At 68.5% G+C, this 25477-nt stretch carries 26 protein-coding genes; 7 read left to right on the top strand and 19 right to left on the bottom strand.

The window, feature by feature from the left end; translation table 11 throughout:
* Positions 1-32: 32 nt before the first annotated feature.
* Positions 33-1535: an amino acid permease gene (locus QRM95_RS05305; RefSeq protein WP_285246770.1), complete on the bottom strand. Its 1503-nt coding sequence runs from the start codon at positions 1533-1535 to the stop codon at positions 33-35.
* 229 nt (positions 1536-1764) lie between these two features.
* Between QRM95_RS05305 and QRM95_RS05300 the strand changes: the two genes are divergently transcribed.
* On the top strand, positions 1765-2436 hold the full coding sequence (locus tag QRM95_RS05300; RefSeq protein WP_285246769.1) for a TetR/AcrR family transcriptional regulator: 672 nt from the start codon (positions 1765-1767) through the stop codon (positions 2434-2436).
* 56 nt (positions 2437-2492) lie between these two features.
* Positions 2493-3329 (top strand): alpha/beta fold hydrolase, encoded by an 837-nt coding sequence (locus tag QRM95_RS05295; protein ID WP_285246768.1) that lies wholly within the window; start codon positions 2493-2495, stop codon positions 3327-3329.
* Between the two features lie 16 nt (positions 3330-3345).
* Here QRM95_RS05295 and QRM95_RS05290 read toward each other — a convergent pair whose 3' ends face one another.
* Positions 3346-4845 carry a DHA2 family efflux MFS transporter permease subunit gene (locus QRM95_RS05290; protein WP_285246767.1) on the bottom strand — a complete coding sequence of 500 codons (1500 nt, stop codon included), beginning with the start codon at positions 4843-4845 and terminating at the stop codon, positions 3346-3348.
* A 127-nt stretch (positions 4846-4972) separates the two neighbouring features.
* Positions 4973-5539 carry a type 1 glutamine amidotransferase domain-containing protein gene (locus tag QRM95_RS05285; protein WP_285246766.1) on the bottom strand — a complete coding sequence of 189 codons (567 nt, stop codon included), beginning with the start codon at positions 5537-5539 and terminating at the stop codon, positions 4973-4975.
* 308 nt (positions 5540-5847) lie between these two features.
* Here QRM95_RS05285 and QRM95_RS05280 point away from each other — a divergent pair, with 308 nt between their 5' ends.
* Positions 5848-6114 carry a hypothetical protein gene (locus QRM95_RS05280; protein WP_285246765.1) on the top strand — a complete coding sequence of 89 codons (267 nt, stop codon included), beginning with the start codon at positions 5848-5850 and terminating at the stop codon, positions 6112-6114.
* A gap of 36 nt (positions 6115-6150) precedes the next feature.
* Here the strand turns inward: QRM95_RS05280 and QRM95_RS05275 are convergent, their stop codons facing one another.
* From QRM95_RS05275 to dacB, 15 genes are all read right to left on the bottom strand, one after another.
* Positions 6151-7077 (bottom strand): 4-phosphopantoate--beta-alanine ligase, encoded by a 927-nt coding sequence (locus tag QRM95_RS05275; RefSeq protein WP_285246764.1) that lies wholly within the window; start codon positions 7075-7077, stop codon positions 6151-6153.
* On the bottom strand, positions 7078-7971 hold the full coding sequence (locus tag QRM95_RS05270; RefSeq protein ID WP_285246763.1) for a Rossmann-like and DUF2520 domain-containing protein: 894 nt from the start codon (positions 7969-7971) through the stop codon (positions 7078-7080).
* Complete coding sequence (locus QRM95_RS05265; protein WP_502934931.1) at positions 7964-9523, bottom strand: PH domain-containing protein; 1560 nt, start codon at positions 9521-9523, stop codon at positions 7964-7966. The genes QRM95_RS05270 and QRM95_RS05265 overlap by 8 nt, the downstream gene beginning before the upstream one ends.
* On the bottom strand, positions 9520-10032 hold the full coding sequence (locus QRM95_RS05260) for a PH domain-containing protein (protein WP_285246762.1): 513 nt from the start codon (positions 10030-10032) through the stop codon (positions 9520-9522). Before QRM95_RS05260 ends, QRM95_RS05265 begins: the two co-directional genes overlap by 4 nt.
* Positions 10013-10558 carry a DUF3180 domain-containing protein gene (locus QRM95_RS05255; protein WP_109044065.1) on the bottom strand — a complete coding sequence of 182 codons (546 nt, stop codon included), beginning with the start codon at positions 10556-10558 and terminating at the stop codon, positions 10013-10015. Before QRM95_RS05255 ends, QRM95_RS05260 begins: the two co-directional genes overlap by 20 nt.
* Positions 10555-11100, bottom strand: coding sequence for a 2-amino-4-hydroxy-6-hydroxymethyldihydropteridine diphosphokinase (gene folK / locus QRM95_RS05250; RefSeq protein ID WP_285246761.1), 546 nt, complete (start codon positions 11098-11100; stop codon positions 10555-10557). The genes QRM95_RS05255 and folK overlap by 4 nt, the downstream gene beginning before the upstream one ends.
* Positions 11097-11489: a dihydroneopterin aldolase gene (gene folB, locus QRM95_RS05245; RefSeq protein WP_285246760.1), complete on the bottom strand. Its 393-nt coding sequence runs from the start codon at positions 11487-11489 to the stop codon at positions 11097-11099. Before folB ends, folK begins: the two co-directional genes overlap by 4 nt.
* A 14-nt stretch (positions 11490-11503) precedes the next feature.
* A complete protein-coding gene (gene folP, locus QRM95_RS05240; protein ID WP_285246759.1) occupies positions 11504-12442 on the bottom strand; it encodes a dihydropteroate synthase in 939 nt (312 codons plus the stop codon).
* Between the two features lie 6 nt (positions 12443-12448).
* On the bottom strand, positions 12449-13093 hold the full coding sequence (gene folE, locus QRM95_RS05235; RefSeq protein ID WP_285246758.1) for a GTP cyclohydrolase I FolE: 645 nt from the start codon (positions 13091-13093) through the stop codon (positions 12449-12451).
* A 9-nt stretch (positions 13094-13102) separates the two neighbouring features.
* Positions 13103-15166, bottom strand: coding sequence for an ATP-dependent zinc metalloprotease FtsH (gene ftsH, locus QRM95_RS05230; protein WP_285246757.1), 2064 nt, complete (start codon positions 15164-15166; stop codon positions 13103-13105).
* A 172-nt stretch (positions 15167-15338) separates the two neighbouring features.
* The gene (locus QRM95_RS05225) at positions 15339-16412 is read right to left on the bottom strand and encodes a LacI family DNA-binding transcriptional regulator (protein WP_285246756.1); all 1074 of its coding nucleotides are present in this window, start codon (positions 16410-16412) and stop codon (positions 15339-15341) included.
* A 41-nt stretch (positions 16413-16453) separates the two neighbouring features.
* Positions 16454-17005 carry a hypoxanthine phosphoribosyltransferase gene (gene hpt, locus QRM95_RS05220; protein WP_018762659.1) on the bottom strand — a complete coding sequence of 184 codons (552 nt, stop codon included), beginning with the start codon at positions 17003-17005 and terminating at the stop codon, positions 16454-16456.
* A 30-nt stretch (positions 17006-17035) separates the two neighbouring features.
* Positions 17036-18100 carry a tRNA lysidine(34) synthetase TilS gene (tilS, locus tag QRM95_RS05215; RefSeq protein ID WP_285246943.1) on the bottom strand — a complete coding sequence of 355 codons (1065 nt, stop codon included), beginning with the start codon at positions 18098-18100 and terminating at the stop codon, positions 17036-17038.
* A 123-nt stretch (positions 18101-18223) separates the two neighbouring features.
* On the bottom strand, positions 18224-19354 hold the full coding sequence (locus QRM95_RS05210) for an Rv3626c family coenzyme F420 biosynthesis-associated protein (protein WP_285246755.1): 1131 nt from the start codon (positions 19352-19354) through the stop codon (positions 18224-18226).
* 264 nt (positions 19355-19618) lie between these two features.
* The gene (gene dacB / locus QRM95_RS05205; RefSeq protein ID WP_285246754.1) at positions 19619-21136 is read right to left on the bottom strand and encodes a D-alanyl-D-alanine carboxypeptidase/D-alanyl-D-alanine endopeptidase; all 1518 of its coding nucleotides are present in this window, start codon (positions 21134-21136) and stop codon (positions 19619-19621) included.
* 154 nt (positions 21137-21290) lie between these two features.
* Here dacB and QRM95_RS05200 point away from each other — a divergent pair, with 154 nt between their 5' ends.
* The 4 genes from QRM95_RS05200 (at position 21291) to QRM95_RS05185 (ending at position 24766) form a co-directional block, all read left to right on the top strand.
* Positions 21291-21779, top strand: a complete 489-nt coding sequence (locus QRM95_RS05200; protein WP_159823766.1) for an inorganic diphosphatase — start codon at positions 21291-21293, stop codon at positions 21777-21779.
* A gap of 143 nt (positions 21780-21922) precedes the next feature.
* Entirely contained in the window at positions 21923-23266 is a 1344-nt protein-coding gene (locus QRM95_RS05195; protein WP_285246753.1) for a carboxylesterase family protein, read from the top strand.
* Positions 23267-23273: 7 nt separating this feature from the next.
* Positions 23274-24047: a DUF429 domain-containing protein gene (locus tag QRM95_RS05190; protein WP_285246752.1), complete on the top strand. Its 774-nt coding sequence runs from the start codon at positions 23274-23276 to the stop codon at positions 24045-24047.
* Positions 24048-24166: 119 nt separating this feature from the next.
* Positions 24167-24766, top strand: coding sequence for a hypothetical protein (locus QRM95_RS05185; RefSeq protein ID WP_018762667.1), 600 nt, complete (start codon positions 24167-24169; stop codon positions 24764-24766).
* A gap of 99 nt (positions 24767-24865) precedes the next feature.
* Here the strand turns inward: QRM95_RS05185 and QRM95_RS05180 are convergent, their stop codons facing one another.
* Positions 24866-25450 (bottom strand): histidine phosphatase family protein, encoded by a 585-nt coding sequence (locus tag QRM95_RS05180; RefSeq protein WP_285246751.1) that lies wholly within the window; start codon positions 25448-25450, stop codon positions 24866-24868.
* Positions 25451-25477 lie beyond the last annotated feature (27 nt).

Genomic DNA, 25477 nt, shown 5'->3' with positions numbered 1-25477 from the left:
TTTATGTCGGGAACGATAGGGGGACGTGGGCGTCAGGCTTTGCCGGCGGTGTTGTTGCGCCGGACCCAGACGCCCAGGAGCAGGACGGCGGCGACCATCAGCGGCGCGGACCACAGGAGCAGCCCGTTGTCGCCGGAGGGGTCGTACACCTCGGGCCGGGGCCAGGCGAGGTTGACCACCATGACGCCTCCGTAGAGGACGGCGAGGATGTTGACCGGAAGGCCCCAGCGGCCCAGGGAGAACAGTCCGGCAGGCATGGTCTGGCCCACCCGCGCCCAGTCGCCGCGGAGGCGGTTGATCAGCTGCGGGACGGTGACCAGGAGGTAGGCGATGTAGACCATCACGATGCAGACGCTGCACAGGGTGGTGAAGAGGGCGGCGTTGCCGACGTTGATGGCCAGCACGGCAACTGCCAGCGCGCCGATCACGATCGAGGGCCACATGGGCGTCCCGCGGGTGGGGTGGACGGAGGAGAGCAGGGCCGACGCCGGGAGCTTGCCGTCGCGGGCCATCGAGAATACGAGCCGGGAACCGGCGGTCTGGATCGCCAGGGTGCAGACGAAGATGGCGATGGCAACGTCAACCAGCAGGACCTTGCCCCAGAAGGTGCCCAGGACTGCGGTGAGGACGTAGGGCAGGCCTTCGGTGGCGAGGCGGCCGTCGTCGAGGCTGGGGGCGGCCATCAGGGCGGTGATGATCATCAGGGCGCCGCCGATGCCGGAGATGAGCAGGGCGGAGAGGATGGTCCGGGGTGCGGTGCGGCGCGGGTCCTTGGTTTCCTCGGAGAGCTCCCCGGCGGAGTTGAAGCCCACCATGACGTAGGCGGCCATGAGCCCCGAGACCAGGAAGGCTCCCAAGGCGCCGAGGTCCGAGCCCTCAAGGACGGTGGTGTCCGCCACCACGTCCGGACCGCGCTGGGCGGCGCTGATGAGGGCGAGGATCACGGCTGCGACGCCCACGATTTCGCAGGTGACACCGACGGAGTTCACGTGCGCCATGAGCTTGACGCCCAGGGAGTTGATGATGGTGGTGGCCACCAGCAGGACGGCACCCAGGATCACCGCGTTGGATGCCCCGGTGACGGTGTTGAGGGCGGGGTCGCCGCCCACCACCTGGAATCCGTCCCACAGCTGGGGCAGGACGACCTGCAGGGCGATGGCTGCGGCTGCCGCGGTGACCACCTGCGCGATGGCCATGAACCAGCCGGCAAACCAGCCCACGGCCTCCCCGCCGACGCGGCGCGCCCACTGGTAGACGGCTCCGGAGAGCGGGTAGCGGGCGGCGAGTTCGGCAAAATTGAGGGCCACGAGCAGCTGGCCCACCAGCACTACCGGCCAGGTCCAGAAGAACGCGGGACCAGCGAAGGAGTAGCCGAAGGCGAAGAGCTGGAAGATGGTGGTGAGGATGGAGACGAAGGAGAAACCGGCGGCAAAGGAAGCGTAGCGGCCGAGCTTTCGGTGCAGGGTGGGCTGGTAGCCAAGGGACGTCAGGTCTGCATCGTCCTGGTGGACGGTGGGGAGAACGGTGGATGTCATGGGAATCTCCGGGGCTGGAAAGGGATCTTGGGGGCGAAGCCTTCCGGCAGCGCAGCGCTCGGCCGAAGGCTGCGGATTACCGGTCACTTGATAGTTTTCCAGCGCGATGTCCCCAAAGAGTTTCCCCTCTGTAAAAGGCGGATAGACATCTTGTTTCGGGGATATTTCCATCCCCTCACCGTTCCCGCAGGGCACTTTCGGACCCGCTTTGCGGTGCAAGAATGAGTCGGTGACTTACGCCGGACCGGGACGCCCCCGCCACCAACAGCCATCACGGCCAGGCGCCACCGCCCGCGACGAAATCCTCGACGCCGCGGCGGAGCTGTTCACCACCCAGGGTTTCGCCAGCACCTCCACCCGGTCCATCGCGGACGCCGTGGGGATCCGGCAGTCATCGCTCTACCACCACTTCAAGACCAAGGACGACATCCTTGAGGACCTGCTCGAGGGAACGGTGTCCGGCGGCCTGGAGTTTGCCCGGGCCGTGGCAGCGCTGCCCACCGGCAGCGAAGGAACCGAAAGCCCGGCTGGAAGCCGGCTTCACGCCGTCGCGCTTTATGACGGCACGCAGCTGTGCAGCGCACGCTGGAACCTCGGCGTCCTCTACCACCTGCCCGAGGTCCGCAGCACGCGCTTTGCCCGGTTCCTGGCCGACCGGCAGGAACTGCGGCGGCTCTACGGAGAACTTGGCAGCGGCCTGTCCGCCACCGCCTCCGGACCGGACGGCGGCGACTTCACCTTCCGCCTGGTCGAATCGCTGATCTACCTTCGCGCCGATGGAGCCGCCAACGCAGAATCGGCCCTGCAGGCGGCGGATGCCGGGCTCATCCTCTGTGGACTCGGCGCGGAACTCCCGGCCATCCGCACGGCCAGCAGGGAGCTGATCGCGCGGCTCGCCTAAGCCCGGCCACACCGGCCGTGATGCCCGCACCCTGCTTGCTCGGCTAGGCTCGGAACATGACGCGAGAGAACATCAGGACCCCCGACGGCGGCACTGTGGAGCTCTTCTCCACCGGTGCGGAACTCGCTTCGGCGGGTTCGGGCGTGGTGGTGGTGCCGCCCTCCATGGTGACGGCTGCGGATTACACCAAATTTGCCCAGAAACTGAGCGCCGCCCTGGCCCGGCCGGTGCACACCTTCAACCGCCGCGGCCGCGGCTCATCGTCCCCGCAGCCCGAGGATTACACGCTGGACGTGGACATCCGGGACCTGGACACCGTCATGAAGCACACCGCCAGCACGGACGTCTTCGGCCACAGTTTCGGCGGCGCGGTTGCCCTGCACGCGGCACGGACGCTGCCGGTGGAACGGCTGGCCGTCTACGACCCCGCCGTCTCGGTGAACGGCAGCGTCACGGCCAGCTGGATCGTGGAGTACGAGCGCGCCATCGCCGCCGGTGACGACGACCGCGCCCTGGCGGTGATCCAGCGCGGCCTTGAGGCCGGCGGCACGTTCTCCTCGCGCATGCCCTTGTCCATGCTGACGCTCGCCAACAAGCTGACCGCGGGCACAACGGAGGGCAAGCAGCAACGCGAACTGATGCGCACCGGCGTCCGCGAAATCAAGGCGATCATCGCCGCCGACATGCCGGCCGAACCGTTCCAGGCGCTCCCCCTGGAGACGCTGATTGTGGTGGGCGAAAAGAGCCCGGCCTACTTCGGCATCGCATGCGGCCAGATCCACGACGTCCTCTCCGGCTCCAGCTACACCATCCTGCCCGGCTTCGGCCACGACGGCGCCATCAAGGCCCCGGACAAGCTGATCAAGGAACTGAGCGACTTCTTCGCCGGCTGATCCCGGCCCGGTTGGGCTAGTGGGCGCCGTGGCCCGGTCCGGCGCCTTCGGTCTTGCGCATCATTGCGGACAGCACGACGGCGGCAACGGCTATGACGGTTGCCGTCAGGAAGGCGGCGCTCATCCCGGCGACGAGTCCCGACGTCGCACTCACCACCGCGAAGATGGACACGAGCAGTGCCGTGCCGGCGGCGCCGGCCACCTGCTGGGTGGTGCTCATGATCGCGGAGCCGTGCGAGTAGAGGTGCGGCGGCAGCGGGTTCAGGCCGGTGGTGAAGGCCGGGGTGAACAGCAGGGCCAGGCCGAAACTCAGCCCGACGTGCAAGGTGATGATCCACCAAACCGCCGTTCCGGCGTCGAGCATTGAAAACTGCCAGAGCGTCACCACCATCAGGATGGACCCCGTCACGGTGAGCGGCAACGGGCCTACCTTGTCGAACGCGCGGCCGATCACCGGGCCGAGCAGGCCCATGGCCAGGCCGCCGGGGAGCAGCGCGAGTCCGGTTTCCAGCGAGCCGAGGCCCCGGACTTCCTGCAGGTAGAGCGGCAGCAGGATGACCCCGCCGAACAGTGCCATCATGGCCACCACCATCAGCAGGACCGACACCGTGAACATCCGGAACTTGAAAGCACGCAGGTCCAGCAGCGGCGCAGCGGCCTTCTGCAGGCGGACCTGGCGGACCACGAAAACAGCTAGGGCGGCCACGCCGATGACCAGGGCGGCGATGGCTGGGGCGCCGGGGCCGGACTGGCCGCCGTGGCCGCCGCCGATTTGGCTGAGCCCGTAGACCAGGCCGCCGAACGCAGGGACCGTGAGGAGCACGGAGAAGAAGTCCAGCTTGGTCTTTTCCGCCTCGCCCACGTTGGTGAGGAATTTCGCGCCGATGGCCAGGGCAGCCAGGGCCACGGGCAGTACGAACACGAACATGAAGCGCCAGGTGAAGTGTTCAAGGATCAGCCCGGAAACAGTGGGGCCCATGGCAGGGGCGACCGAGATGGCGATGCTGACGTTGCCCATGACCGCGCCGCGCTTGGCCAGCGGCACCAGGGTGAGGATGGTGGTCATCAGCAGCGGGAGCATGATGGCCGTGCCGCCTGCCTGGACGATGCGTGCCAGCAGCAGGACTTCGAATCCGGGGGCCACGGCCGCCAGTGCGGTACCGCCGGCAAACAATCCCATGGCCAGCATGAAGACGGCCCGGGTGGACAGGCTTTGCAGGATGAAGCCGGTGGTGGGGATGACCACGGCCATGGTGAGCATGAATCCGGTGGAGAGCCACTGGACGGTGGGTGCGTCCACGCGGAGGTCCACCATGAGCCGCTGCAGGGCGACGTTCATGATGGTCTCGTTGAGGATCACCACGAACGTCGCCACCAGCAGCGTGCTGATGATGGTCACTGACTCCCGGGACATCTTCTCCGGAGCAGCGGGCCCGGTGCCTGTGCGGGGTTCCGCCACGGTTCCTGCGGCTGGAACGGACTGGCCGCCGGCGTTGGGAGAGACTTCGGTAGACATGGGTGTTCCCTCAGGGGTTTTGAAAGTGATGGGCGGTCGGCGCCGCTGCAGATGCCAACACTCTACCCGCTGGAGTAATTCCCCGGCACGGGAATTTCCCCTAAACCCTGAGGGAACAGTTGGGGCTTTAGGCTGTCTGGCCCGCGTGCCGGCCTTCCGAGATCTCCTCCACGAGCTTGCTGTTGAATGCCGGGAGGTCATCCGGGTTCCGGCTGGTCACCAGGCCCTGGTCCACCACCACTTCCTGGTCCGACCAGTTGGCGCCGGCGTTCTTCAGGTCCGCCTCAAGGGTGAAGTAGGACGTGACGTTCCGGCCCTTGATGACTCCTGCATCAATCAGCAGCCACGGCCCGTGGCAGATGGACGCCACCGGCTTGTGCTGTTCAAAGAAGCTGCGCGTGAAGCTCTGCGCGTCCTTGTCCACCCGCAGATGGTCCGCGTTGACCACCCCGCCGGGAAGGACCAGCGCGTCATAATCGGAGGGATTTGCCTCCGACACCGTGAGGTCGACGTCGAAGGTATCGCCCTTGTCCGTGCCGTTGTAGCCCTGCAGCTTGCCGCTCTTGGGCGCCAGGAGGGTGGGCTCGCCGCCCGCGTCCTTCACTGCCTGCCAGGGACTGGTGAGCTCCACCTGCTCCACGCCGTCAGTCAGCAGGAATGCGACCTTCTTGCCTGCGATGTTGTGCTCCGACATAGCTCCTCCTTGCCTGCAGCGGACCACGCACCAATGCGGTGCCCGGATCCGCTTCCAGAGTTGAATTCCTGACAATTTCCAGCCTAGGAAAGGTGAAAGTAATAAGCAAGCTGACTATATTGGTACCCAAGTGATTCCGGCTTGGCAGTTCCTACTCGGGACCTTCGACTCTGGTGTTGCGGTTACATCCGGAATCGGGGTACAGACAGGACCCGGTTTCCGGCAGTAAGGTTTCACCTACGCGCAGTGCTCTCGAAGCCGCAGCGGCCACCCCACGGGCCACTTCGGATTGGTGCAAGGAGGCCCCGATGACAGTAGAGCGAATGTTCCAAGGCGTCCCCTCGGACCCGGACCCCTGGATGTCCGGCGACACTCCCGAGGACGTACGGCAGTTCGCCATCGAATCGCTCCGGTGGCAGGCGCAGGAGATCATCGATGAGGTGCTCTGCAGCAAGGATCCACGGGAAGAGTGGGTGCGGGACCGGCTCCGCGGGTGCGTGGCCAGGAATCCCGGGCGCCCGGAGCGGGCACTCCTCGAACAGCTCATGAACAGCCCGGACAGGCCAGGCTTGTAGCCCGGGCCACGTCCCGCGGGCGCCAAGCCCCGGTGCTCAGGAATTCAACGGCATGTTGTCGATCAGGCGGACCGGGCCCACCCTGGCCGCAATCAGGGCCAGGGCGTCGCCGCGGAACGGGGTCTCCCTGCAATTCTCCGCCAACGGCTCAAGCGTGCCGGGGTCCACCACGTCGAAGTAGTCCAGCTCCACCATCGGCTGGGATTCCACCATGGCCAGTGCCGATTCCAGGTCAAGCGGTTCGTGGGCATTCGCCCGCTGTTCCAGCAGCCGCAGTGCCCGGGACAGGACCAACGCGGCGTCCCGCTCGTCCGCAGAGAGGAAGCGGTTGCGGCTGGACAACGCCAGCCCGTCCGCCGCCCTTACCGTGGGTACACCAACGATCTCCACCGGGAAGTTCAGGTCCGCCGCCATCCGCCGCACCAAGGCCAGCTGCTGGGCGTCCTTCTGCCCAAAGTACGCCCGGTACGCCGGCAGCCCGCCGGGCAGGGCCGGGTTCGCGGACCCGGCCGGAAGACCGGCAGCGGGCATGCCGTAATGCAGCAGCTTCGCCACCACGGTCAACGCGCCGTCGAAATGGCCCGGACGCGATGCGCCCTCCCACTTTTCGCCAAGGCGGCCCGAGGTGATCCGCACCAGGGGTTCCCCGCCTGGATAGACCTCCTCCACGGAGGGCGCGAAGGCCAGGTCCACGCCCTGTTCCTCCAGCAGGGCGAGGTCCGCCTCAAGGGTCCGCGGGTAGCGGTCCAGGTCCCCGGCGTCGCCGAACTGCAGGGGGTTGACGAAGATGCTCGCCACCACGACGTCATTGTGCTCGACGGCGGTGCGCGCCAGCGCGGCATGGCCGTCATGGAGTGCGCCCATGGTGGGCACCAGCGCCTGCGAGGCACCGTTTTTGGCGGTGAGCAGCCGGGCGCTCCCGGCATGCAGGCCGGCGACGGTGGTGACGAGTTGAATGGACATTCAGTCTTCCTTCGGGTCGAGGGCCTCGCGCAGCCCCTTCAGCTGGTCGGGTTTAAGCAGTCCGCGGCCCTCTGCCCGCAGGGCCGTGGCCCGGGCCATCGCAAGGTAGGCCTCCAGCACGTCACCGTGCCCGCCACCGTCGAACTCCCGGAGGGCTTCCGCGTGGGCCCGGACCGTCCCCACGTCACCGCGGGCCACCGGGCCGGTCAGCGCGGATTCCCCTGAGGCCAGAGCGTTTTCCAGCGTCGCCCGCAGGAGCGGGCCGAGCATACGCTCGGGCAGCTCCACCCCCACCTCGCGCAGCAACTGGGATGCCTGCGCCACCAGGGTGACCAAGTGGTTGGAACCATGGGCCAAGGCAGCATGGTAGAGGGTCCTGTCCGCTTCCGCGATGGCCACCGGCTCCGCCCCCATCTCCACCACCAGCGCCTGGGCGATCGGCAGCATGGCGGCATCTGCCGTTACGCCAAAGGTGCAGTCCAGCAGCCGGGTAAGGTCCAGGCTCATGCCCGTGAACGTCATGGCCGGATGCAGGGCCAGCGGCACGGCCCCGGCGGAACGCACAGGGTGCAGCACGCCTACGCCGAACCGGCCGGAGGTGTGGGCCACCAGCTGGCCGGGCTGCCAGGCGCCGAGCTTCGCCAGCCCCTCCACGAGGCCCGGCAGGGCGTCGTCGGGCACGGCCAGCAGCACCAGCTCGGCGCGCTCCACGATGTCCTGCACCGCCAGGATGGGAACGCCCGGCAGCAGGGCCTCCGCCCGTTCCCGGCTTGCGTCCGAGACCGCCGAGACCCCGACGACGGCGTGCTCTGCTGCGCGGAGGGCCGCACCCAGCACGGCCCCCACCTTTCCGGCGCCGATGATTCCGACGCCGAGGCGTCCGGGTTTAGGCATGCTGCTGGCCTTCCTGTTGGTAAGGGTCGCTGGTGGTCATTGGTCCCGAGGCCGGGGCAACCTGCTGGAGCCACTGCTCCGTGGTTTGCCGTTTCCGGGCCAGCCGGGCACGCGCAGACTGATCGTTGAAGAGCTGCCGTGCCTCATCCAGGCCCGCCTGGGCCAGCCGCGGGGCGACGGGACCGGCGGTGGTGTGCAGCACCAGGTCCGCCACCCGGAACCGCCGCGCCACGGGTCCCTGCTGCAGGGCAAGCGACTGCGTCCGCTGATGGGGAACCACCACCAGCTCAAGCCACCAGCGCCCGGAGCGGATCAACAGGGCCGTGTCCGTGGCGGCAAAGCCGTTGCGGCGCCACGCAAAGGGTGCCAGCAGCCAGGCCCGCCGCGGCGTGGTGGTGAACCCGCCGTCGGAATCCCTGCCGTCCAAGCCGGCGGCAAAGACGGCGGCGGGCTGGTCAGTGCCGGGGTCCGGCAGCACCAGGGAGAGCATGGCCAGGACGTCGGGAAGTTTGCCCACCGGCAGGAGGATGGTCCGGGTATTGCCCTCGACGGCGTTGCCGGACTGCCCGTAACCGGCCACGTTCACCTGCATCCGGTACCAGCCGAACGGGCGCCACAGCGGCGACTGGGCCACTTTTACCGCCTGGATCCGGCCAGGCGGAAGGGTCTGCGCCTGGGTGTCCAGAAGCCCGTACCTCAGCCGGATGCCGTCCGGCGAGACTGCCGCCGTGAAGTTGTAGCCCCTGTTGAAGAAATTCCAGTAGCCGGCCGCCAGGCCCAGCGCCGCCGGCACCAGGTAGAAGTAGAACGCGCGGTTGTCCGTCACCGCGGACAAGACCACGGAGGCGGCGCCGCCCGCCACCACGAAAAAGCTCTGCTCACTCAGCAGCAGCGAACCGAGAAGGCGCGACGGCGGGACGGCAAGTACCGGGAATTCCGGCGCCTCGACGGCGGCCGGGGCCGGCTGTCCGGCCTCGGGAGCGCCGGCCCCGGGCACGGCGACGGCTGCGGCACCGGACGCGCGGGCCAGGATGGTGGCACGCAGTTGGCGCGCATCGTCGATTTTGAGGTAGGCGAGCCGCACCGCGGACTCCCCTGCGTCGGCCACCTCGAATTTGAGTTCGGCCAGGCCGAAGATGCGGGCCAGCAGCGGCTGCACGATGTCGATGGCCTGCACCCGGTCCAGACGCGCCTGCCGGTGCTGGCGGAACAGCAGGCCGCTGGTGACCCGGACGTAGCCGCCGGACACCTGGTATTTGGTGAAGTACCAGGTCAGCACGAACCCCAGCACCGCCACCACCAGCACGGCCGCGCCGCCGCCCAGGAGCCACGGGGCGCGCCGCCCCAGGCCTTCCTCGAAAACGGGCTGGCCCTGCAGGGCCCGTTCAAAGATGTCCCGCCCAAAGAAGAACGCAATGGCGGCCAGGGCAAACCAGCCCCTCACGAACGGTGACGCGGGGTGCACCCGCAGCCAGCCGTCGTCGGACGCTGCTGCGGTGTCCCGGCCGGCCGCTGCGGGCGGCACGGCCGGCAGCTGGCCGTCAGCGGTCACAGCCCGGCCAGCCTGGCTTCGCCGCGTGCCGTCAGCTCTTCCCTGAGCCGGGCGCCCTCAGCCGCCGGCAGGCCGGGAATGCGTGCATGGGTTCCGGGCGAGGCTGTGTGGAGCTTCAGCGTGCACAGGCCCAGGGCCCGCTCCACCGGCCCCACGGCGATATCCACGTACTGCATGCGGCCGTACGGAACGGCCATGGTGCGCTGGAAGAAGATGCCGCCCCTGACCAGCAGGTCCTCATCCCGCTCGGCGTAGCCGATGGCCTGGACCTGCCGCGGAATGAGCACCAGCCGCCACAAGGCCAGCGCCAGCATGGCGGCCGGGACGGTCACGGCAAGCCACAGGGGCGGCCAGGACCACCAGCCCAGGATGACGAACACCAGTGGAGCGGACAGGACCAATACCGCAACCAGGTTGCCGAGGGCCCACTCCGCCAGCCGGACCGTTACGTACTGTGGCGACACCCGCTGCCAGTCAATACCGGGCGGGTCAATCGCCTCGGTACGCATATTCGCCTTCCCCGGCAGCCTCTCCGCGGGCAGGGCGGCCCTTGCCGTCGGTGCTGGTGGTGTCGCCGTCCTCCGGAGGGATCCGGCAGAACCGTTCCACCACGAGTCCCACCACGATCATCACCAGGCCGCCGCCGGCCATGGCCAAGGCAAGCCAGGTGATGCCTTGGTCGCTCCGCAGGCTCCAGATCCTCAACTGGTCCAGGACGATGCCCGCGTGCCAGCCCAGCAGGACTGTTCCGGCATAGGCGCACGCCTGGGCGAGGATCAGCGTCCTCGCGGCCAGCAGCGGATCCAGTTGGGTCTTCTTTGCCTTGCTGCCGGGCTTGAGGCTGTTGCGCCACCGCAGGACCCGGATGCCCAGGATCAGCGTGATGATGACGATGACGCCCATGGTGGCCAGCGCGGTGGCGGGGAGGACAGGAGTGGCAATGCCGTAGCGGCTGGTGACTACGGTCGCCGACCAGCCCGCGACGGCAAGGATGACGCCGATCAGCATCAGGCGCAGCGGGTTGATGGGTTTCATCGCGGCTCCACCGCTCCTGCGGTCGGCATCCCGTCGAAGTCCCCGAACCCGTCGAACGGCGCAAGGTCGCCGAAGTCCGGGGCTCGGACCGCCAGGGCGCTGATCCGCTCCCCGCCCAGCAGGGCGGCGGGTTCGATCAAAGACCACGGGTACAGGACGAAGGCACGGGTGGCGGCACGGGGATGCGGGAGGGTCAGCGCCGGATCGTCGCTGCGCAGGTCGCCGTAGGTGATGATGTCGACGTCGAGCGTCCGCGGCCCCCAGCGGACCTCACGAACACGGAGGTGCTTGTTCTCAACAGCCTGGCAGTGCTCCAGCAGTTCCTGCGCACCCAGGCTGGTCTCCACGGTGATCACCATGTTCAGGAAGTCCGGCTGGCCGGACGGGCCGCCCACGGCTTTGGTCTGGACGATAGGGGAGACAGCCAGGAGCCTGACTTCCGGTGGATCCACGAGGTCGGCCACGGCTTCGCTGAGGGTTTCGTTCCGCTCGCCAAGGTTGCTGCCCAGGGCCAGGACGGCCTTGGTGTATGCGCGGTTCATGCCGGTTCCCCGGACATGCCGCGGGCGGCCGGGACACGGCTCCGGTGGACGGTCACGGCGACGTCGCCAAAGGGCACCTCGATGGGAGCCTGGGGTTTGTGGACCGTGATGTCCACCGCCTGGAGCGGGAATTCGTCAAGCAGGCTCTCGGCAATGCGCACGGCTAGGGCCTCGATGAGGTTCAGGGGTTCCCCGGCGATCCAGTCGGTAATACGCTGCGCCACCTCGCCGTAGTGCGCGGTGTCCCGGACGTCGTCTGACTCCGCCGCTGCGGTGAAGTCAAGATAGAGCACCGCGTCCACCACGAAAGGCTGGCCCTCGCGGCGCTCAAAATCAAACACGCCGTGATGGCCGACGGCGGTCACGCCCGTCAGCGTAATCCTGTCCATGGGGTCCCCCGGCCTTAGTGCGTCTTGGGTACGGCTTGTGGCGTGGGTACCGCTGCCATGCGGGCAGCTACCTTGACGGCGTCAAGGCTTGGCCCGACGTCGTGCACGCGGACTGCCCATGCGCCGCGCGAGGCGCTGATGGCTGTAATTGCCGCCGTGGCACCGTCCCGTTCCTCCGGAGCGGCGGACTTGCCGGCCACGGTCAGCAGCGTGCCAAGGAACCGCTTGCGGGAGGCCGCCACCAGGACCCGGTGCCCCAGGCTGTCCAGCTGGTCCAGGTTCTGCAGCAGCTCCCAGTTCTGGGCGTCGTTCTTGGCGAACCCCAGGCCCGGGTCCACGATGATCTGCTCCTGGGTGACGCCCGCGGCGTAGAGCTTGTCCCGCACCCCCGCCAACTCCGCCACGACCTCGCCTGCCACATCCGTGTACTCAGCGAGCGAATTCATGGTCCGCGCATCCCCGCGGCGGTGCGTGAGGACGTAGGGAACCTTGGATGCTGCCACGAGCTCCGCCATTTCCGGTTCGATGGTCAGCCCGGAGACGTCATTGATGATGGCGGCGCCGGCCTTCAGGGCGGCGGCCGCGGTGGAGGCGTGGGTGGTGTCGATGCTGACCAGCGCACCGGCCTTCACGAGTGCTTCGATGACCGGCAGGACTCGCCGCTGCTCTTCCTCCGGCGTGACGTCCTCGGCGCCGGGGCGGGTGGACTCCCCGCCGACGTCAATGATGTCCGCCCCTCCGTACAACATCCGCAGGCCGGCAGCGATGGCGGTGTCCGCTGTGGGGTGCTTTCCGCCGTCGCTGAAGGAATCCGGGGTGACGTTCAGGATCCCCATGACCAGCGTGCGGCCGGTGGGGAGGTCCTCGAAGCGGGCCGCCGGGCGGGGCTTGCGGAGGATGGGCAGCGGGGAGGTCGCGGGCCCCGTTCCGGGGGCTGCGGCGAGTGAATCCATGGTTTGTTACCTTCCGAGGATGAGGCTCATGGCCTCGGCGCGGGTGGCCGGGTCATGCAGCTGCCCGCGGACCGCACTGGTGACGGTCTTCGCTCCGGGCTTGCGGATGCCGCGCATCGACATGCACATGTGCTCGCATTCGACAACGACGATCGCCCCGCGGGGTTTGAGGTAGCGGACCATCGCTTCGACGATCTCCGTGGTCAGCCGCTCCTGGACCTGCGGGCGGCGGGCGTAGATGTCCACCAGCCGGGCCAGCTTGCTCAACCCGGTGACCTTGCCGTCATGCGACGGGATGTAGCCAACGTGCGCCACCCCGTGGAACGGCACCAGGTGGTGCTCGCACGTGGAGTAGAACGGAATGTCCTTGACCAGGACCAGTTCCTCGTGGTCCAGGTCAAAGGTGGTGGACAGGACCTCGGCGGGGTCGTGGTGCAGCCCGGCGAACACCTCGGCGTACGCCTTCGCAACCCGTTTGGGGGTATCTACGAGCCCGCCGCGGTCCGGGTCCTCGCCGATGGCGAGGAGGATCTCGCGAACGGCTGCCTCGATCCGGGGCCGATCCACTTTTTCACGTTTTGAGGACCGGTGACCGCCCTCCGCCGAGTGATCGGCGGAGGCGGAAACGTCGTCGTCGTCGAAGGAAGTCACAGGGAAAGCTTAGCCGCGAAGGGTGCCCGGCCCCGATTCGGGGGTGCCTCCGTGAAACGGTGCATCCTCCGCAACACCCTGGGAATGAGGCGGCTGGGCGTCCAGCGGCTCGTCCATCCGGGCCTTCTTGGCTTCCTCCTGCGCCTCGCGTTCCGCCCGCTCCAGGCGGCTCTCCACCGGTCCCGCCATCTGCACGGGGCGGGTTTCCTTGGATAGCCACACCTCGCGGAAGTCACGCTTGCGGACGTCACGGAAGATGTCGGCGATCTCGGCCTGGTTCAGGGTTTCCCGCTCCAGCAGTTCCAGGGCCAGGATGTCCAGGATGTCCCGGTTTTCGGTGAGGATTTCGTACGCTTCGTCATGGGCCTGCTCAATCAGGCGGCGCACTTCCTCATCCACGACGTACGCGATCTGGTCCGAGTAGTTGCGCTCGTGCCCGGCGTCGCGGCCCAGGAACGGCTCGCCGCCGCCCTGGCCCAGCCGGACCGCGCCGACCCGTTCGCTCATGCCGTATTCGGTGACCATCTTCCGGGCGGTGCCGGTGGCTTTTTCGATGTCGTTGGAGGCACCGGTGGACGGATCGTGGAACACGATCTCCTCGGCGACGCGGCCGCCCATGGCGTACGCCATCTGGTCCAGGAGTTCGTTGCGGGTCACGGAGTACTTGTCGTTGTCCGGCACCACCATGGTGTAGCCGAGGGCCCGGCCGCGCGGGAGGATGGTGATCTTGGTGACCGGAGCAGAGTTCCGGAGGGCCGCGGCAACCAGGGCGTGGCCGCCCTCGTGGTAGGCGGTGATCTTCCGCTCGTGTTCCTTCATGACGCGGCTGCGCTTCTGCGGGCCGGCCATGACGCGGTCAATGGCTTCGTCCAAGGCGCGGTCATCAATCAGGTTCGCGTTGGAGCGGGCGGTAAGCAGGGCGGCCTCGTTGAGGACGTTCGCCAGGTCCGCACCGGTGTAACCCGGCGTCTTCTTGGCGACGGCCTTGAGGTCGACGCCCGGGGCCATCGGCTTGCCCTTGGCATGGACCTTGAGGATCTGGTCGCGGCCGATCAGGTCGGGTGCCTCCACGCCGATTTGGCGGTCGAAGCGGCCCGGACGCAGCAGGGCCGGGTCCAGGACGTCGGGGCGGTTGGTGGCGGCGATCAGGATGACGTTGGTCTTGACGTCGAAGCCGTCCATCTCCACCAGCAGCTGGTTGAGGGTCTGCTCGCGTTCGTCGTTGCCGCCGCCAATGCCGGCGCCGCGGTGCCGGCCAACGGCGTCGATCTCGTCCACGAAGATGATGGCGGGCGAGTTGGCCTTGGCTTGTTCAAAGAGGTCGCGGACGCGGGAGGCGCCGACGCCGACGAACATTTCGACGAAGTCCGAGCCCGAGATGGAGAAGAAGGGGACGCCTGCCTCACCGGCCACTGCACGGGCCAGCAGCGTCTTACCGGTGCCCGGCGGCCCGTAGAGCAGCACGCCCTTGGGGATCTTGGCGCCGACGGCCTGGAACTTGGCGGGCTCCTGCAGGAATTCCTTGATCTCCTGCAGTTCCTCCACGGCCTCATCGGAACCCGCGACGTCGGCGAAGGTCACCTGCGGCATGTCCTTGCTGACCATCTTGGCCTTGGACTTGCCGAACTGCATGATCTTGGAGCCACCGCCCTGCATCCGGGTCATCAGGAACCAGAACAGGGCGCCCAGCAGGATGACGGGGATCAGGAGCGAGAGCAGGCCGGAGAACCAGTTGCTCTCGATCGGCTGGTCGGTGAAGCCCTGGGCGGGCTTGGCGTCGGTGACAGCCTTCACCACATCCTGCGCGCGGGCGTCCACGAAGAAGAACTGCACGCTCTTGCCTTTATCCTGCCCGTTCACCTGCAGGTTGTCCTTCAGCGTGAGGTCAACGCGGTTCTCGCCGTCGAAGATCTTGGCCTGATCCACCTTGTTGCTGGAAAGCAGTTCCAGGCCCTTGTCCGTGTCGATCCGGGCCGCACCGCCGGGGGCGAGCGTTGCAAAAGCCACGAGGAGCAGACCGACCACAACGACGATCCAGATGCCCGGGCCTTTGAAGAAGTTCTTAGCTTTCATCTGTTCGGGGGCTCGCCCCGTCCCTTCCGGTAGTGCTTCACGGCGAGTAGTCTGCGCGCGTGATGGTGCTGCGTCAGCTTCTAGCTATACACCGTCCGGAGTACATCACGCATAGCGAAAAGCAAAAGTTCCCTGTGGGCGTAGCGGGCCCGGAAGTCAGGGAATGCCCCGGTCAGGGCTGTTCCGGCGGCGCTGCGACGGACCCGCGGGCGACCAGCGGGCAGCCGAGAAGCACCGGGCCGGCTGTCCCGCCGCGGGTGCCGGCGCCGGCCCCTGGGGCTTCGCCGGAGCCGGCTTCGATGGCGTCGATCAACCGGCCTGCCGCCCACGCACCCATTTCGTAGTGCGGCAGGGCCACGGTGGTCAGGCCGGGATGAAGGCTGGCGGCAATCAGTTCCTGGTCATCGAAGCCCACGACGGACAGGTCGCCCGGGATGGAGAGGCCCAGTTCCGCCGCGGCGCGGTAGGCGCCCATGGCCATGCGGTCGTTATAGCAGAAGAGGCCCGACGGCGGGTGGCTGCTTCCCAGCATCCTGCGGGCGGCGGCGTATCCACCGGCAGCATCGGACGACGCCGGTTCGACGGGGGCGGAGGCGCCGTCCAGGCCCGCGCGGGTCAGCGTGTCCCGGAAACCCTGGAGCCGCCGGACGGTGGAGGGAACGTCCTCGGTGTTGTTAATGAACCCGATCCGGGTGTGGCCCGCGGCAAGGAGGGCTTCCACCGCGGCTGCCGCGCCGCCATACTCGTCCGGGACCACTGCCGGAAAGCTGTCATCCGCTGTGACGGCATCCACAAGAACTGAAGGGACCTTGCCAAGGTTGGCGGGCGCCTCCAGGTACCGGTGGTACATGGTGGCGTAGAGGATGCCGTCCACCTGCCGCTCCAGCAGGGACTCCACGTCGGCTTCGCGGGAACCGTGGTCCGCCGAGCCCGCCGTATTGATGATCATCAGGGTGTAGCCGCGCGCGCGGGCCGCTTCGTCGGCGCCGAGGATGATCCGGCCGGCATGCGGCGTGGTGGCCACATCCTCGCTGACCAGGCCCAGCACACCTGACTTGCGGCTGCGGAGGGCCCGGGCCAGCCGGTTGGGCCCGTACCCCAGCCGGACCGCCGTCGCCTTCACTTTTTCGCGGGTTTCGGGGCTGACGCGGGCGTACGGCGCGTCATTGAGGACATGGGAGACGGTGGTGGCGGACACCCCTGCCGCCCGGGCCACGTCCCTGATGCCCACGTTCCTGCTACCCACGGTGGTGGCCCCGGGCAGCAGGGGCTGCTGTCGCGGGCAGCTTATTCGTAGACGTGCGGGGCGAGGGTGCCCACGAAGTCCAGGTTGCGGTACTTTTCGGCGTAGTCCAGGCCGTAGCCCACCACGAATTCGTTGGGGATGTCGTAGCCAACGTACTTGACGTCGATCTCCACCTTGGCGGCGGTGGGCTTGCGGAAGGCGGTGCAGATCTCCACCGAGGCGGTGCCGCGGGACTCCAGGTTGGTCTTGAGCCAGGACAGTGTGAGGCCGGAGTCGATGATGTCCTCGACGATCAGGACGTCCTTGCCCATCAGGTCGGTGTCCAGGTCCTTGAGGATCCGGACGACGCCGGAGGACTGGGTCCCGGAGCCGTAGGAGGACACCGCCATCCAGTCCATGGAAACGTGGCTGTGCAGGGCCCTGGCCAGGTCCGCCATGACCATCACGGCACCCTTGAGGACACCGACAACGAGGATCTCGCGCCCTTCGTAGTCCTTGTCGATCTGCGCGGCGAGTTCGGTGATCCGCTGCTGGATCTGTTCCTTGGTGTAGAGAACGTGCTTGAGGTCTGCCTGGACGTCGTTTGAATCCACCAATGGCTCCTGTTTAGATGCGGGGTGCGACTATTTTTCGGGCGGTTTTTGAGGCCGGAATACTAGCTTCCCACAGCGCGCCCGTTCACGGGGAACGGAACCGGCGCCTCCCGGGCTGCCGGCAGCGGCCGGCCGCTCCAGTTGCGCCAGCGACAACCGGTACACGCTCACGCCGCCCGGAAGCTCCACCGGGCCTGCGGAACCCTGCCGCCGAAGCAGCGCTTCCGCCGCCAAAAGGCGCTGGTAGCCGGGCTGCTGGCCGCCGGCGTCGGCCGCTGCCTTGGCAATCACGCGGAACCTGATGGCGGGGGCCAGGGCCCCCAGCGCCTCCTCCGGCAGGCTGAGGTCCGTGCCGTCCCGCTCCACGAGGGAGGCGTAGGTGCTTTCCGCCACATCCTCGAGGTAGTCGGCGTCCAGCTGCAAAATCGCGGCGGTGCGGGCCAGGGATTCGGCAACGCCCGGGCCCAGCTTTTGCTCAAGGTGCGGGAGCACTTCCACCCGGGTACGCGAGCGCGCGAAGGCGGGGTCGGTGTTGGTGGGGTCGTGCCAGGGTTCCAGCTCCTCGACGGCGCAGATCTCCTCCGTGTCTGCCCGGCGCAGCCCCAGGAACGGGCGCAGCAGCACGCTGTTTCCGGTCCCTGCGCGGGCGGGCCGCATGCCGGCGAGCGACCGCGTTCCGGAGCCGCGGGCAAGGCCCAGCAGGACCTGTTCGGCCTGGTCGTCGAGGGTGTGTCCCAAGAGGATGGCGCCGGCGCCCTGCTGGTCAGCTGCGGCCTCCAGTGCGGCGTGCCGGGCCTCGCGGGCCGCGGCTTCGGGGCCCATGCCGGCCGCCGAGACCGTGACGGTGCGGATTTCGACGGGTTCGAGGCCCAACTCCCGCAGCGCCGCAGCGGTGCGGGCGGCAACCTGGGCGGACCCTGCCTGCAGCTGGTGGTCCACCACCACGGCGCCCACGGCCAGCGGGTGGCCGTCAACGTGGCCGCGCCGGGCGAAGTAGGCGGCCACCGCGGCGAGTGCCAGGGAGTCGGGCCCGCCGCTGCATGCCACGGTGACGCGGCGGGGATAGCCGGCGTCGGCGAGCGTTTGTTGCAGCATTTTGCGTGCGGTGCCGACGACGGGGGCGAGCCTGCCGGGACGTCGCCGTCCGCTGCGGCCCGGGGTTGGGCCGGTGGAGGGGTTCTCAGGCATGGGCGGGTGGTGCAGCTGGGCGTGCGGCAATCAGAGGCCCATCCGGTCAACCCACAGCTTGGCGTCGTGGATCTCCGGCTCCGTGGGCAGGTGGTCCACCGACTCCCAGACTTTGTTGAAGCCTTCCATGCCGGCCACGTCCACCACGGCGCGGACAAAGCGGGCACCGTCGGAGTACTGGCGCATTTTCGCGTCCAGGCCCAGGAGGCTGCGGATGAACTTTTCGATCACGCCGCGGTCCTTGCCGCGGTCGTTGAACCGCTGCCGGATGGTCTTCACGGAGGGGACGATGCTGGCGTCAACGGCGTCCATCACCACGTTGGCGTGCCCTTCGAGGAGGCTCATCACCGCGGTGAGGTGGGAGATGGCGGCCTTCTCCTCGGGATCCTGCAGCAGGTCCAGGATGGCGCCCCGGCCGGGCGTGTTTCCGGTGGCGGAGCGGTCCTTCAACGAACGGGCAGCGGCGGAGGCGCGCTCCATCAGGGAATCGACGTTCCCCAGCAGGTGGCCGCTGAGTTCGTCGATCTGTTCCAGCATGTGGTGGCGCAGCCACGGTGCCGCGGCGAACTGGACCCGGTGGGTCTGCTCGTGCAGGCACACCCAGAGCCGGAAGTCCTCCGGCGCGACGTTGAGTTCGCGCTCCACCGAGACGATGTTCGGTGCCACGAGCAGGAGCCGGCCCGCAGCAGGCGCGGTGGAATTCTCGGCCAGGGCCGCGAAAGGATCGTACTGGCCCAGCACCTTGCTGGAGAGGAACGCGAGCACCGCGCCGAGCTGGCCGCCGGTGATGGTGCCGCTGACGCTGGCCGCGGACGGACTCAAGGTGCCGCGGCGGCTGTCCAGCATCTTCTGCATGGCGGGCTTCAGCATCACCGCGAAGCTCTGGGTGTTGGCCTTGGCCCAGGATGCCCGGTCCACCACCAGCACGGAGGAGTCCCGCAGGTCCCGCGCGGCTTCCAGGCCGGTGATTTCGTGGACATGCGGGACGGACGCGTCCGCGAGCCGGCGGAGGCTGTCCACCGCCTCGCCAATGGCCTTCTCACCCAGCACCGGGCCGGCCGGAGCCAGCCGCGCCGCCGCGGAAGCGGCGAGGTCCCAGTTGATCAGGGACTGGGCCGTTGGGGACATCGTCGGTGCGGACTCGCGCGCGGTGGACTCCATGGTCCCATCAGAACACAGCGCACCGGACAACGTCCTTAAAGTTCGCTGACCGGCGAACTTCCACAGCCACCGCACAGGGTGCCGAAAGCGGCGGCCCAGTCCGCCCGGCCATCGTGGGGGTACAGGCTAAGACCCCTCAGAAGGAGGCCACCATGATCCCCTACCGCCCCATCCCACCCTTGACCACGGGCCCGCGCAAGGGCTGGGCGTCGGTGCTGGCCGCCGTCGTCATGGCCGCGTTGCTGGGCATGCAGCCGCAGTAGGTCAGCGGCAGCCGCACCCGGCCAGCACCGTGGCCGCACGGTCCAGCGCCTGCTTGTTCCCTGCCGCCCCCGGCGTGAGCCCATTGCCGATGAACGAGAACACCAGGAGCCGGCCGTCTGCATCCACCACGTAGCCACTCAGGGCCAGGACGGTGTTCAAGGTCCCGGTCTTGGCGCGCACCAGTCCTGCCCCGCCCGCCGTGGCGGCATCCCCGTACCGGGTGTCCAGGGTGCCGGAGAGGCCGCCCACCGGAAAGCCGTCCAAGGCACCGCGAAGCCTGGCATCGGCGCCGGTGGTAATGGCCCTGACCACGTCCGTGAACTGGCGGGCCGACACCTGGTTGCCCAGGGCCAGCCCGCACACGTCCACCAGTTTGATGGTGTCTGTAGCGACTCCGGCGGCCCCTGCCTCGGCAAGAACCGCTGCCGTGGCGCCGTCATTGCTGCCGGACCGGCCGGTGGCCAATGCCGCCATCCGGCCCATGGTCTCGGCCAGGTAATTGTCCGATACCTGCAGCATCAGGTCCACCTGCTCGGCCACCGTGGCCGATTCAACCTCTGCCAGCACCACGGGCTGTGCCTGCCCGGGGGTGCCTGCCGCTGCGGCCGGGCCGGGTGAACGTTCGACGCCGGCCGCGACGGTCAGGCCTGCTCCGGCACCTGCAGCCCGGAGCCGGGCAGCGAACTCCCCGGCCGCGGCCATGGCGGCGTCCTGGGGCCGCGGGCCCGTGGTGACCGCAGGATCGAAGCGCGCGGAGTTGAGGGCGAGTGGGTAGAGCGGGGCAATTTCGCCGGCTTCCACGTCGCCCGCCAGCCAGGCCGGGTTCAGCGCCGGACCGGTGAAGAGCGAGTCATCCAGCAGCACGGTGATTTCCCCGGTGGTGCCGGCAGCCCGCAAGGCATCCACGGCTTGCGCCGCAAGGGTGGCCAGGCCGGCGTGGCCCACGGTTTGTTCGGGCCGCGAATCCCCGGCCCCCAGCAGGACGTCGCCGCCACCTACCAGCACTACCTGCCCGGGAGCGGGACCGCGCAGCACCTTGGTGGCGAAGCGGTGGTCCGGCCCCAGGGTCCGCAGCGCGGCTGCCGACGTCAGCAGCTTGAGGTTGGACGCCGGCACCCGGCCTTCCGAGCCGCCCCGGTCAAAAAGGACCTGGCCGGTGGACGCGTCCTGCACCATGCCCGTGAAAGTACCGCCGCCGTCGGTGGTCAACAGCGGATCCACTTGGGCCGCCACCGCGGAGGGCGCGGGCACCGGCGCGGACTGCTGGAGCGGCGCGAGGCCCTGCGGGGCGGACAACGTGGCGGGGAGCTGCTGCCAGGCCGGAACCGGCGCGGCCGGGTCAGGCGCTCCCGGGGCGACGAATCCCGGAGCCACCAGCAGGGCCGCCGGGACTGCCAGGACCAACAGCAGCAAGACCACCAGCGCCGGGGGAATGGCCCCCTGCAAGGCCTGGCCCAGGCCTTGGGAGCCCAGGGACCGCCGGCCACGCCGCGATTCCGTGCCGGTTGTGTTGCTCATGCTGGTGCTGGTCCTCAAGTCCTGAAATTTCCCCACAAGTTCCTGATTCCAGGGCCTCTCGCTATATCCTCAATAATAGTCGGCGGTACCGACACTCTCTTTTGTGGGCCGTCAAGTGTGCCGCGCACCCCCTGTAATTGCCGAGGAGCATTCCATGAAGCACGACGTGACCATCGAGATCCCCAAGGGATCACGCGTCAAGTATGAAGTTGACCACGAGACCGGCCGCGTCCGCCTGGACCGCGTCCTCTTCACCTCCATGCAGTATCCCACCCACTACGGGTACTTCGAAAACACCCTCGGCGAGGACGGCGACCCGCTGGACGCACTGGTGCTGCTGCAGGACTTCGACCTGCACCCCGGCGTCATCGTCGAATCCCGTCCCATCGGCGTCTTCAACATGACCGACGACGGCGGCGGAGACGCCAAGATCCTGTGCGTCCCGGTGGATGCCCGCTTTGACCACATCCAGGAAGTCAGCGATGTCAACGAGTTCCTGATCAAGGAAATCGAGCACTTCTTCACCCGCTACAAGGACCTGGAGCCCGGCAAGTGGGTCAAGGCCGAGGGCTGGGGCGACCGCGCCGCCGCCGAAGCCGAACTGGAAGCCTCCATCAAGCGCTACGTGCCCACGGCCCACTAATTCCTGCGGCGGCCCGCCTTGGCGCGGCCCTCGCCACAAATCCCCGTCCACTGGACAATTCCCCGCGTCACGCGAAGGGGAGTTGTCCGGGAGGCGGGGATTTCTGTTGTCCGGCCACCGGCAGTCTGTGGAATCGTGGACCTGTGCCTACCGAGCCGACGCTAAACTCCACCTTGTTGTTCAGTCCGCCGTGCGGACCCGTCACCGGCTGGCGGGACCACGATGTGCTCCGTGCCACCGGGATCCCGTACGCCCGGGCCCCCCGTTTCCAAGCCCCGGCGCCGGTCCCGGACTGGACCAGCGAGTATGCCGCCACCGCCTTGGCCCCGGCCTGCCCGCAAGGCCCGGTCCCGTTCCTCGACGACGTCCTGGGCACCACCTACGGGGAGCTTCCGGGCAGCGAGGACTGCCAGAACCTCTCCATCACCATGCCCGGCGACCTCCAGCCCGGGGAACGGCTGCCCGTCATGGTGTGGATCCATGGCGGTTCCTACACCACCGGATCCGGAGACCTGGCCATCTTCGATCCCGCCAGGCTGGTGGCCGAAAACCGCGTGGTGGTGGTATCCGTGACCTACCGCCTGGGACTGTTCGGGTTCCTGGCCACGCCGGCCGGGCGCCCCGGCAACCTGGGTCTCCTGGACCAACTGGAAGCCTTCCGCTGGGTACAGCGGAACATCGGGGAGTTCGGCGGCGACCCGGGCCGGGTGACCGCCTTCGGCCAGTCCGCAGGCGGCGACGCGATCGCCCACCTCATGGCCACGCCGGACGCGCCCGGGCTCTTCCAGCGCGCCATCATCCAAAGCGCGCCGCTGGGCATTGCCCGGGGACGCGCCCGGATGAACCACGCCATGGGGATCGCCGCCGAAACGGTGACCGAGGAAACCCCGGCCATGGAGGTGGTGGAACGCGAGGCACAGGTAGCCCAGGTGGCGCGGAAGTTTGGGATGCTCGCGGCCATGCCGTTTGGAACGCAGTACGGCCACGATCCGCTCCCGGAGGAGGACGCCATCGAGGCGGCCTGGGACCGCTCCGCCTCCGCGATCGACGTGCTGATCGGGCACACAACGGAGGAAGCCCGGTTGTTCCTCCCCCGCAGCCCGTGGCTCATGCGGTTGGCCGCCGTTCCGCTGGTGGGGGCCGCTGCTGTCCGCGCCATCGACTGGGTGGTCACCGAAACCGTGTACGGCCGGGCCACCCGCCGCTTTGCCCGCCGGCATGCGAAGGCAGGCGGCCGCGCGCACCGGTACGTCCTGGACTGGCACGCCCCCGGCAACGTCTTCGGCGCAGCCCACACCATCGATCTGCCCCTGCTTCTCGGCACCCGGAAGACCTGGGACGGCGTAGGCCTGATCAACGGTGCCCGGTGGGAGGACGTGGACTCCACCGGCCGGTCCGTGCGGGCCCTGTGGGCCGGCTTTGCGCGGGGCGATGACCTGGGCGAGGCCGGCGCTGTGGACGACGCGCTGCACTATAGGCGCGTCTGATCCCGGCATGAAGACCCTCGGCGTGGACCTCGCGGCGGCCACCAAGAAGACCGCGGTGGCGGTCATTGATTGGGGAGCAGACAGCACGGGCAGCGGGGACGCCCGGCTCACCCACCTGGCCCTGGACGTGGACGACCAGCACATCGTGGAGCTGTTCGGCAGCACCGACATGACCGGCGTCGACTGCCCCGTAGGCTGGCCCGATGCCCTGATCCCGTTCCTCACCGGCCATCTCAACAACATCGCGGCCCCCGTCCTTGAACACGACGGAATCGCCGGCCGCCGGCTGCTCGCGTACCGGGACACAGACCGTTTCTGCACGGCACGGACAGGCCTGATCCCGCTCAGCGTCTCCGCAGACCGGCTGGCCCACCCTGCCATGCGCTGCGCGGTCATCCAGGCAAAGATCGCCCAAGTCCACGGCCCGCAACCAAGGGACGGTTCGGGCCGCCTGGCCGAGGTGTATCCGGCGGCATCCCTGAAGATCTGGGGCCTCAACGGCCGCGGCTACAAAGGGCGCGGCGTCCCGGAAGCCGAGCGCCTGGCCCTCCTGCTGGCGGCCCTCGAGGAACAGGCATCGTGGCTGGACCTGGGCGGGCACCGCGACAGCCTGGCCGGCTCGGACGACCTCTTCGACGCCGTCATCGCCTCCCTGACCGCCCGTGCCGCCGCCCGGCGTCGTACCCTCCTGCCGGACAGCACCCACGCGGCGGCCGCCCGCACCGAAGGCTGGATCCACCTCCCGGACTGCCGGCTGGACGAACTCCCCAAAGGCTCCTAGCCGCCCAGGGTCCAGTTCCGGATCTCCCCCCTGGTCGCGTCGGACCCGTTGCAGGGGCGTCACGTCCCCCCAACTTCGGCCGTTTCGTCATTTCTACTTCCGGGTAGTGTGTACCCAGAATGTTCACGCTGACCATCAACCAGACTGACAGCCGGCGCGACGGCGACCAGGTGCCGCAGCTGCTCAAGGCGCTGCGACATATCCCCGCGCGCCTGGATTTTGACCGGTCCGTCGAGGATGAGGTGCAGGGTGTGGTGGACTGCCCGCACCAGGCCGTGGAGGCGGCGCTGATCGCGTTGCGCAGCGGATCCTGGTATGTGGGGATCGGCGCCGGGCCTGTGGACGAGCCGCTGCCCAACCAAATCAAGGACGCCACCGGTCATGGCCTGGTCTACGCGCGGCGGGCCGTGGACCGGCTCCGCAGCAGCAAGGAGCGGATTCCGGTTGCAGTGGAAGGGCCCCTTGCCGACGTGGCCCACGACGCGGAGGCCGTACTGCGGCTGCTCGGACACATTGTCCGGGACCGCTCCGGCGCCGAATGGCGGGTGCTGGACCTGCTGACGCCCGGGGTCCGCGGCCAGCAAAAAGCGGTGGCGCAGGAACTGGGCATCACCACCCAGGCAGTCAGCAAGGCAGTGTCCCGGGCGCAGTGGAACGAGGAACATTCCGCCCGTCCCGCCGCGGCGAGACTGCTGGCCCTGATCCTCGAAGCAAGGTAGAAGGGAACGCCGTGCACTGGGGCAGGCCTGCTTAGCTGCCGGCCAGGAGTCGGCTGGTTGGACTGCCGGTCGGGCGACCGTGGCGGGTCAGGCGGCTGGTCAGGCTCCCGCGGCTGCCATCATCGGTTCACCGTTGAAATACTCCAGCTTCCACCCGTCCACAGCATGGTGGTGTGCCAGGTTCAGGGCGGCGTTGTCCACGCTGGCCAAGGTTTGGCCGATGGCACGGCTGAGGCTGACCCGCAGCAGGGTGCCGTGCGCCACCACCAGTACCCGCTGCCCACGGAATTCCTCCGCCAATGCCTCGAGCGCGGCGAGGCCACGGTCCGCCGCCTCTGCTTCGCTCTCCGCACCCTCGAACCCGCCGGGCACCCGCAGCGCCTCCAGCTCGGGGCCGGCCTGCATTCCTTCCGCCGGGCCGAAGCTGCGCTCGGTCAGCCCGGGGATGCGCCGGGCCACCGCGAGCCCCAATCCTTCGGCGATCAGGTCTGCGGTCTCGGCGGCCCGGCTCAGCGGGGAGGAGACAATCACGTCCCATTCGTACGGGGCCAGGACGGCGACGGCGTCACGCGCCTGGCCGCGTCCGACGTCGTTCAGGGGGATATCGGTGGCACCCTGCAGCCGGCGCTCGGCATTCCAGTCGGTCTGGCCATGGCGGACGAGGGCGAACGTCGTAAGGGTCATGGTCCTATTCTGCCTTGGCGCCGGGTG

This window comes from Pseudarthrobacter sp. efr-133-R2A-89, from assembly GCF_030209315.1.
In the GTDB taxonomy this organism is placed as follows: Bacteria; Actinomycetota; Actinomycetes; order Actinomycetales; family Micrococcaceae; genus Arthrobacter.
Note: the sequence above shows the minus strand (reverse complement) of the source record. Positions and strands in the feature narration are given on the sequence as shown.

Bases quoted from the DNA above. Each gene is read 5' to 3' on its own strand.
- QRM95_RS05260 (WP_285246762.1), bottom strand. From the start codon at position 10,032: ATGCGTACCGAGGCGATTGACCCGCCCGGTATTGACTGGCAGCGGGTG.
- QRM95_RS05280 (WP_285246765.1), top strand. From the start codon at position 5,848: ATGACAGTAGAGCGAATGTTCCAAGGCGTCCCCTCGGACCCGGACCCC.
- dacB (WP_285246754.1), bottom strand. From the start codon at position 21,136: ATGAGCAACACAACCGGCACGGAATCGCGGCGTGGCCGGCGGTCCCTG.
- QRM95_RS05275 (WP_285246764.1), bottom strand. From the start codon at position 7,077: ATGTCCATTCAACTCGTCACCACCGTCGCCGGCCTGCATGCCGGGAGC.
- QRM95_RS05305 (WP_285246770.1), bottom strand. From the start codon at position 1,535: ATGACATCCACCGTTCTCCCCACCGTCCACCAGGACGATGCAGACCTG.
- QRM95_RS05295 (WP_285246768.1), top strand. From the start codon at position 2,493: ATGACGCGAGAGAACATCAGGACCCCCGACGGCGGCACTGTGGAGCTC.
- QRM95_RS05255 (WP_109044065.1), bottom strand. From the start codon at position 10,558: ATGAAACCCATCAACCCGCTGCGCCTGATGCTGATCGGCGTCATCCTT.
- QRM95_RS05185 (WP_018762667.1), top strand. From the start codon at position 24,167: ATGTTCACGCTGACCATCAACCAGACTGACAGCCGGCGCGACGGCGAC.
- folB (WP_285246760.1), bottom strand. From the start codon at position 11,489: ATGGACAGGATTACGCTGACGGGCGTGACCGCCGTCGGCCATCACGGC.
- QRM95_RS05180 (WP_285246751.1), bottom strand. From the start codon at position 25,450: ATGACCCTTACGACGTTCGCCCTCGTCCGCCATGGCCAGACCGACTGG.
- folP (WP_285246759.1), bottom strand. From the start codon at position 12,442: ATGGATTCACTCGCCGCAGCCCCCGGAACGGGGCCCGCGACCTCCCCG.
- QRM95_RS05210 (WP_285246755.1), bottom strand. From the start codon at position 19,354: ATGGAGTCCACCGCGCGCGAGTCCGCACCGACGATGTCCCCAACGGCC.
- QRM95_RS05270 (WP_285246763.1), bottom strand. From the start codon at position 7,971: ATGCCTAAACCCGGACGCCTCGGCGTCGGAATCATCGGCGCCGGAAAG.
- tilS (WP_285246943.1), bottom strand. From the start codon at position 18,100: ATGCTGCAACAAACGCTCGCCGACGCCGGCTATCCCCGCCGCGTCACC.
- QRM95_RS05290 (WP_285246767.1), bottom strand. From the start codon at position 4,845: ATGTCTACCGAAGTCTCTCCCAACGCCGGCGGCCAGTCCGTTCCAGCC.
- QRM95_RS05200 (WP_159823766.1), top strand. From the start codon at position 21,291: ATGAAGCACGACGTGACCATCGAGATCCCCAAGGGATCACGCGTCAAG.
- ftsH (WP_285246757.1), bottom strand. From the start codon at position 15,166: ATGAAAGCTAAGAACTTCTTCAAAGGCCCGGGCATCTGGATCGTCGTT.
- QRM95_RS05190 (WP_285246752.1), top strand. From the start codon at position 23,274: ATGAAGACCCTCGGCGTGGACCTCGCGGCGGCCACCAAGAAGACCGCG.
- QRM95_RS05285 (WP_285246766.1), bottom strand. From the start codon at position 5,539: ATGTCGGAGCACAACATCGCAGGCAAGAAGGTCGCATTCCTGCTGACT.
- folK (WP_285246761.1), bottom strand. From the start codon at position 11,100: ATGAACCGCGCATACACCAAGGCCGTCCTGGCCCTGGGCAGCAACCTT.